8 protein-coding genes are annotated in these 7,057 nt (G+C 63.2%); all 8 read left to right on the forward strand.

Annotation, left to right across the window (positions count from 1 at the left end; genetic code table 11):
* The coding region (locus EN893_RS12310; RefSeq protein ID WP_128361556.1) for a hypothetical protein at positions 1 to 262 on the forward strand (262 nt) is incomplete at its 5' end.
* A gap of 45 nt (positions 263 to 307) precedes the next feature.
* Complete coding sequence (locus EN893_RS12315; protein WP_023810473.1) at positions 308 to 1,525, forward strand: LL-diaminopimelate aminotransferase; 1,218 nt, start codon at positions 308 to 310, stop codon at positions 1,523 to 1,525.
* Positions 1,526 to 1,572: 47 nt separating this feature from the next.
* Positions 1,573 to 2,886 (forward strand): homoserine dehydrogenase, encoded by a 1,314-nt coding sequence (locus EN893_RS12320; protein ID WP_127301770.1) that lies wholly within the window; start codon positions 1,573 to 1,575, stop codon positions 2,884 to 2,886.
* Positions 2,887 to 3,018: 132 nt separating this feature from the next.
* The gene (locus EN893_RS12325) at positions 3,019 to 3,375 is read left to right on the forward strand and encodes a hypothetical protein (RefSeq protein WP_127272497.1); all 357 of its coding nucleotides are present in this window, start codon (positions 3,019 to 3,021) and stop codon (positions 3,373 to 3,375) included.
* A 71-nt stretch (positions 3,376 to 3,446) separates the two neighbouring features.
* Positions 3,447 to 3,614 carry a Thivi_2564 family membrane protein gene (locus tag EN893_RS12330; RefSeq protein ID WP_013531988.1) on the forward strand — a complete coding sequence of 56 codons (168 nt, stop codon included), beginning with the start codon at positions 3,447 to 3,449 and terminating at the stop codon, positions 3,612 to 3,614.
* A gap of 203 nt (positions 3,615 to 3,817) precedes the next feature.
* Complete coding sequence (gene glpX / locus EN893_RS12335) at positions 3,818 to 4,801, forward strand: class II fructose-bisphosphatase (protein WP_127271399.1); 984 nt, start codon at positions 3,818 to 3,820, stop codon at positions 4,799 to 4,801.
* Between the two features lie 73 nt (positions 4,802 to 4,874).
* A complete protein-coding gene (locus EN893_RS12340) occupies positions 4,875 to 5,099 on the forward strand; it encodes a DUF6434 domain-containing protein (protein WP_127271397.1) in 225 nt (74 codons plus the stop codon).
* Between the two features lie 189 nt (positions 5,100 to 5,288).
* A partial coding sequence (recJ, locus tag EN893_RS12345) for a single-stranded-DNA-specific exonuclease RecJ (RefSeq protein ID WP_128361557.1) occupies positions 5,289 to 7,057 on the forward strand: 1,769 nt, incomplete at its 3' end.

Below are 7,057 nucleotides of genomic sequence, written 5' to 3' on the forward strand. Positions count from 1 at the left end.
GGGTACGGGGCCGAAGGATACCGGCACCTTTCCGAACCTGAACATCAAGCCGCAAGTGGCGGCGCCTCAGTTCACCGAAGCCGAGAAGAACGCCAAGCTCGCGCAATTGAAGGCGGATGAGAATGCGCAGGCGGCAAAGGGCGGCGGCCCGAAGGTCGCCAACCAGGCGGCGCTGACGGATTTGGCCAAGAAGCATGGCGACGAAACGCTGAAGCAGATCGAAGCCAAATGCGACCCCGCCCTCGACCCTACCTGCAAATAAGTATATAGCGCGCGCCCAACACCCCCTTCGCTGTCTGGAACTGCCATGGAAGAATTTCACAAGGTTCGCCGGCTTCCGCCTTACGTGTTCGAGCAGGTCAACCGGCTCAAGGCCAGCGCCCGATCGCGTGGCGCCGACATCATCGACCTGGGCATGGGCAATCCGGACCTGCCGACGCCCAAGGCTATCGTCGACAAATTGTGCGAGGTCGTGCGCGACCCGCGCACGCATCGCTATTCCTCGTCGCGCGGCATTCCGGGCCTTCGTCGCGCCCAAGCCGCCTACTATGGCAGGCGCTTCGGCGTGAAGCTCAACCCCGACACGCAAGTGGTGGCCACGCTTGGCTCGAAGGAAGGCTTCGCCAACATGGCGCAGGCGATCACGGCGCCCGGCGACGTGATCCTGTGCCCGAACCCGACCTATCCGATCCATGCCTTCGGCTTCATCATGTCGGGTGGCGTCATCCGCTCGCTGCAGGTGGAGCCGGACGACGGCTTCATCCCGGCGCTCGAGCGCGGGGTCAAACATTCGATCCCGAAGCCGCTGGCGCTGATCCTCAACTATCCGTCGAACCCGACGGCGCTGGTCGCCTCGCTCGATTTCTACAAGGATGTGGTCGCCTTCGCCAAGAAGAACGACATCATCATCCTGTCCGACCTTGCCTATTCGGAGATCTATTTCGACGGCAATCCGCCGCCTTCGGTGCTGCAGGTGCCTGGCGCGATCGACGTTTGCGTCGAATTCACCTCCATGTCGAAGACCTTCTCCATGCCCGGTTGGCGCATGGGCTTTGCCGTCGGTAACGAGCGGCTGATCTCGGCGCTGACGCGGGTGAAATCCTACCTCGATTACGGCGCCTTCACGCCGATCCAGGTGGCGGCGGCACATGCGCTCAATGGCGACGGCGCCGACATCGCCGAAGTGCGCGACATCTACCACAAGCGCCGCGATGTGATGGTCGATGCCTTCGGCCGCGCTGGCTGGACCATTCCGGCACCGGCGGCATCGATGTTCGCCTGGGCGCCAATCCCGGAGCCGTTCCGACATCTCGGCTCGCTCGAATTCTCCAAGCTGCTCATCGAACATGCCGACGTGGCCGTGGCGCCCGGTGTTGGCTTCGGCGAGCATGGCGACGAATTCGTGCGCGTCGCTCTGGTCGAGAACGAGCACAGGATCCGGCAGGCGGCGCGCAACATCAAGCGCTTCCTGTCGACCAGCGCCAAGCAGCCCAACAACGTCGTGCCGCTCTCCGCTCACCGGTAAGCTTGCCGCACGCAAATTCGATCTGACTTTGAGGGACGTCGCCGGACATGGCTGAAGCATTGCGTGTTGGAATTGCCGGCCTCGGCACCGTTGGCGCGTCGGTGGCGCGCGTGCTGCGCGACAAAGCGGTGGAACTGACCCGCCAGTGCGGCCGTGACGTGATCGTCACCGCCGTCTCGGCGCGCGACCAGAAGCGCGATCGCGGCGTCGATCTGAGCTCGGCAAAGTGGTTCGACGATCCGGTCAAGATGGCGCAGACCGCAGAAATCGACGTGTTCGTCGAACTGATCGGCGGCGACGAGGGCCCGGCGCGCTCGTCGGTGAAAGCGGCACTCGAAGCCGGCCGTCACGTCGTCACCGCCAACAAGGCGCTGCTGGCCAAGCATGGCGTGGCGCTGGCCGAGATCGCCGAGAAAAAGGGTGTTCTGCTCAACTATGAGGCGGCGGTGGCGGGCGGCATTCCCGTCATCAAGACCATGCGCGAGGCGATGGCCGGCAATTCGGTTACGCGCGTGTTCGGCATCCTCAACGGCACCTGCAACTACATCCTGACGCGCATGGAGGCCGAGGGCATCTCGTTCGATGCTTGCCTGAAGGACGCGCAGCGGCTGGGCTATGCCGAAGCCGATCCGACGTTCGACATCGAGGGCCACGACACCGCGCACAAGCTGTCGATCCTGACCAGCCTTGCCTTTGGCACCAGGATCGCCGCCAACGACATCTATATGGAAGGTATCTCCAACATCACCCAGGCCGACATCCGCGCGGCCGCCGATCTTGGCTACCGGATCAAGCTGCTGGGTGTCGCCCAGCGCACCGAGAGCGGCATCGAGCAGCGCGTGCATCCGACGATGGTGCCGACGGCATCGGTCATCGCGCAGGTGCATGGCGTCACCAATGCGGTGGCGATCGAGACCGACATTCTGGGCGAACTGCTGCTGTCAGGCCCCGGTGCCGGCGGCAACGCCACCGCCTCGGCCGTCATTGGCGACATCGCCGACATCGCCAAGAGCCGGCCAGGCTTCCAGCATGGTCCGGTCTTTGGACGGCCGGCGAAGGAGCTGAAACCCTACAAGAAGGCGCAGATGCGCAGCCATGCCGGCGGCTATTTCATCCGGTTGACCGTGCATGACCGCATCGGCGTCTTCGCGGCAATCGCCAAGCGCATGGCCGATAATGACATTTCATTGGAATCGATCGTCCAGCACGCGGTCAATGGCGAGGCGGCGGCACAGAAGACGGTGATCCTCGTCACCCACGAGACGACGGAGGCTGCTGTGCGCAAGGCCGTCGATGGCATCACCAAGGATGGCCATCTGACCGACAAGCCGCAGGTCATCCGCATCGAGCGGGCAGGGTAGCTTTCGCCCGATAGGCCCTGCGGGACAGGAATCCCGCAGGCATTGAGGTCTGGTCTGGTGGGGACAGCCGCCACGCGGGAACGAATTGGTGTCGTCGCCGTTCTCTTGGTCAGCAACCAGAGGAACCGCTTCATGGCCGATACCAACAAGTCCGACACCCCTAATATCGACGACATCCAGAAGACGCTGGAAAAGCAGATTGCCGATTTGCGCAAGGAGATCACCAGGATCAACAAGAGCATTTCGGCGCGGGGCGCGGAGATGCTCGACGACGCCGGCGAACAGGCGTCCGAGTTGTACGACACGGCCGCGAGCCGCGCTTCGCGTACGGCGCAACAGCTGCGCAGCCAGGCTCAGGCTGTTTCGGAGGTCGCGCGTGAAAATCCAGGTACGACGACAGCTTTGGTCGGCGTGATCGGCCTGCTCGGCTTTCTGGCCGGCTTCGCCATTGGTCAATCGACGAACGATACCTCCCGCCGCTGGTATTGACCGCAGCGCGATAGGGCCGGGCTTCCGGCCCACTCGCTTGTTTTCAGCACATCACTTTTAAGGAGGGCACCATGGCTTCATCAGCATTGATCGGCATCCTGATCACATTCCTCGTCATCATCCTCGTTCTCTATCTGGTTCAACGCCTGCCGCTCGATGGCCGGATGAGACAGATAGTTCAGGTGATCGTCATCATCATCGGCATCATTTCACTGCTCAAATACCTCGCGGTTTTCTAGGCCGCGAACGCCGCCATTTTTACCGTTTTGAGACTGGCCCGGCGCACGGCGATCGGGCCAGTCTTGTTTAAGGATGCGGTTTAATCGATTGATATTGTTGGGTATTCGATAAAATCCTCGGTAGGTCTTGCCGTTGTCATGCTGGTTTGACAAAACAGGCCGCCTCCGGCGGGAGGCCGCATTGCCAACGAGGAAATCACCAGATGAATGTGGCCCAGAACATCGTCGCCGGCCTTGACCGGATACTCACCATGGAACTGGTGCGCGTCACCGAACGAGCCGCCGTCGCGGCCGCCAGGCTGCGCGGGCGCGGCGACGAAAAGGCGGCCGACCAGGTCGCAGTCGACGCCATGCGCCAGGAACTCAACCGGCTTGCCATCAAGGGCACGGTGGTGATCGGCGAAGGCGAGCGCGACGAGGCGCCGATGCTCTACATCGGCGAGGAAGTCGGCTCCGGCAAAGGTCCGGCCGTCGATATCGCGCTCGATCCGCTCGAAGGCACGACGATTTGCGCCAAGAACCTGCCCAATGCACTCGCGGTCATCGCGATCGCCGAAAAGGGCAGCCTGCTGTTTGCGCCCGACGTCTACATGGACAAGATCGCCATCGGTCCGGGCTATGCGGACGGCGTCATCGACATCGACGCCTCGGCGGCTGAGAACATCGCCAGCCTCGCCAGGGCGAAGGGCGTGGCCATATCGGATATCACCACCTGCATTCTCGACCGGCCACGTCATGCCAGGCTGATCGATGCCGTGCGCGCCACGGGTGCCGCGATCCGGCTGATCGGCGATGGCGATGTCGCCGGCGTCATCCACACCACGGATCCGGAAGAAACCGGCATCGACATCTATCTCGGCACTGGCGGCGCACCAGAGGGCGTGCTGGCCGCTGCCGCGCTGCGCTGCACCGGCGGCCAGATGCAAGGCAGGCTGATCCTCGACACGCCGGAAAAGGTTGCTCGCGCGGCAAAGATGGGTATTTCCAATCCGAAACGGGTCTATCGGACTGAGGACATGGCGCGCGGCGATGTGCTGTTCGCGGCCACCGGTGTCACCGACGGCAACATGCTGGCTGGCGTCAAATTCGGCCACAATTACATCACCACCCACACGATCGTGCTGCGCTCGTCGTCGCGGACGGTGCGCGAGATCAAGGCCCGCCATCAGGATCTGGATAAGTTCTGACGCTCGCTTGCGAAGCCACCTTGCAATTGCTAGCCATTCGGGCGCATCCGATGCTGGCTGCAAGGATTTGACGATGGAACCGTTCGACTGGCATGCGGATCCGATTTCGCGTGCCACCGCCATCACAAAGTTCTATCGCAACACCCAGAATGTGCGTCGCTTTCTCATCCGGGAATGCGGCGATGCATTCAGGTTTGACCGGCCTTTCATGGCCTGGCTCAAGGACGGTGTGGAAAAGACGATGGGCGATGCGGCCGACGAATGGCTTCGGCGCCAGGCTGAAAAGCGGAAAGCGTAGTTTTCTTGACCTATTCCGGGACGGCGCACATCCGTGAATCGCTTGGCTTTGCCTGCCTTTGGCCTATAGAGCGTCGCGTGAACGCGACGCGCTTAAAATTGTTGCCAATGCAGGTCGTCGCCCCAAAACCGCTGCCCACTTATGGGCGACATGCATTATCGTGCGGCCAACGATGAGTTGGCAAAGCGTATGACCGGCGAAAAACGCCTCTTCCTCGATGTCAGGCAGTCAGTATCAGGGATTTCCTGGGAACATCGGCTGACAGAACGCCAGGACATGATTGCGCTCGCCATCGCGCAAGGCCATGGCGTGCCCGACATCGTCGCGCGGGTGCTTGCCGGCCGTGGTGTTACCGCCGAACAGACCGAGCGGTTTCTCGACCCGACGATCCGCGATCTTCTGCCGGATCCGGCATCGCTGACCGACATGGACAGGGCGGCGGCCCGCATCGCCGCCGCGGTGATGGCCAAGGAAAAGGTGGCGATCTTCGGCGACTATGATGTCGACGGCGCCGCCTCGTCGGCCTTGCTGAAGCGGTTCCTCACGCATTTCTCGGTGCCGTCGGAAATCTACATTCCGGATCGTATTTTCGAGGGCTATGGGCCCAACCCGGATGCCATGCGCGAACTTGTTTCGCGTGGCGCGACACTGATCGTCACTGTCGATTGCGGCACCAACAGCGCCGTTTCCATCGATGCCGCCAACGAGGCTGGGGCCGATGTCGTGGTGCTCGACCACCACCAGGTCGGCGGTGCCTTGCCGGCGGCAATTGCCGTCGTCAATCCCAATCGCGACGACGACCTTTCCGGGCAGGGCCATCTCTGTGCCGCCGGCGTGGTCTTCCTCGCCCTTGTGCAGACGGCCAGGATCCTGCGCGGCCGCATGGCCGATGCTACGCCGCCGGACCTGCTTTCGCTGCTTGATATCGTGGCATTGGCCACAGTCTGTGACGTGGTGCCGCTGACCGGCGTCAACCGCGCCTTCGTGGTCAAGGGGCTGCAGATGGCGCGCCAGCAGAAGAATGAAGGGTTGGCGGCACTGGCACGCGTGTCGCGTATCGGCGAGCCGATCAGCACTTTCCATCTGGCCTATCTGATCGGCCCGCGCATCAATGCCGGCGGACGCATCGGCGATGCCGCACTTGGTAGCCGGCTGCTTGCGACCGACGACCCGGTCGAGGCGCGCACCATTGCCGAGACGCTCGACCGGCTCAATCAGGAACGGCAGTTGATGGAGCAGGAGATGCTCGCGGCGGCGCGCGTCGAGGCCGATGCAGAGCTCGCCGGCGGCAATGGCCCGGCTATCGTCGTCACCGCCTCCAACAGCTGGCATCCGGGTATTGTCGGCCTGCTCGCTTCGCGATTGAAGGATCATGCCCGGCGGCCCGCCTTCGCCATCGCGTTCAATGCTGTGGGCATCGGCACCGGTTCGGGCCGCTCGGTCTCGGGTTTCGACCTCGGCCGGCTGGTGCGCGAGGCGGCCGTTGCCGGTCTGATCGTCAAGGGCGGCGGCCATGGCATGGCGGCGGGCATCACCGTGGAGCGGGCAAGGCTTGGCGAACTCAGGGCGTTTTTCGAAGAACGGGCGGCAGCCGACGTGTTTCGCCTGCAGGGCGAGGAAAGCCTGGCCATAGACGGCGCACTTGCCGCTGAAGGCGCGACGCTCAGCCTGCTCGACGCGCTGGAACAGGCCGGACCCTTCGGTGCCGGGCATGTGGCCCCTGTTTTCGCGTTGCCGCGCCACCGATTGGCCGATGCGCGGCCGGTCGGCACCAACCACATCCGCGTCGAACTGCAATCGGAAAGCGGCGGCCGCATCCAGGCGATCGCCTTTCGCGCTGTCGATACCGCACTTGGCGAATTCCTGTTCAAGAACCGGGGCAAGACGATCCACGTCGCCGGTTCGCTGTCAGGCAACTACTGGAATGGCAACCGCACCGTGCAGTTTCGCATCTGTCT

The organism is Mesorhizobium sp. M7A.F.Ca.CA.004.04.2.1, assembly GCF_004022825.1.
Lineage (GTDB): Bacteria > Pseudomonadota > Alphaproteobacteria > Rhizobiales > Rhizobiaceae > Mesorhizobium.

Coding starts and splice junctions, on each gene's coding strand:
- EN893_RS12315 (WP_023810473.1), top strand. CDS start 308: ATGGAAGAATTTCACAAGGTTCGCCGGCTTCCGCCTTACGTGTTCGAG.
- EN893_RS12320 (WP_127301770.1), top strand. CDS start 1,573: ATGGCTGAAGCATTGCGTGTTGGAATTGCCGGCCTCGGCACCGTTGGC.
- EN893_RS12325 (WP_127272497.1), top strand. CDS start 3,019: ATGGCCGATACCAACAAGTCCGACACCCCTAATATCGACGACATCCAG.
- EN893_RS12330 (WP_013531988.1), top strand. CDS start 3,447: ATGGCTTCATCAGCATTGATCGGCATCCTGATCACATTCCTCGTCATC.
- glpX (WP_127271399.1), top strand. CDS start 3,818: ATGAATGTGGCCCAGAACATCGTCGCCGGCCTTGACCGGATACTCACC.
- EN893_RS12340 (WP_127271397.1), top strand. CDS start 4,875: ATGGAACCGTTCGACTGGCATGCGGATCCGATTTCGCGTGCCACCGCC.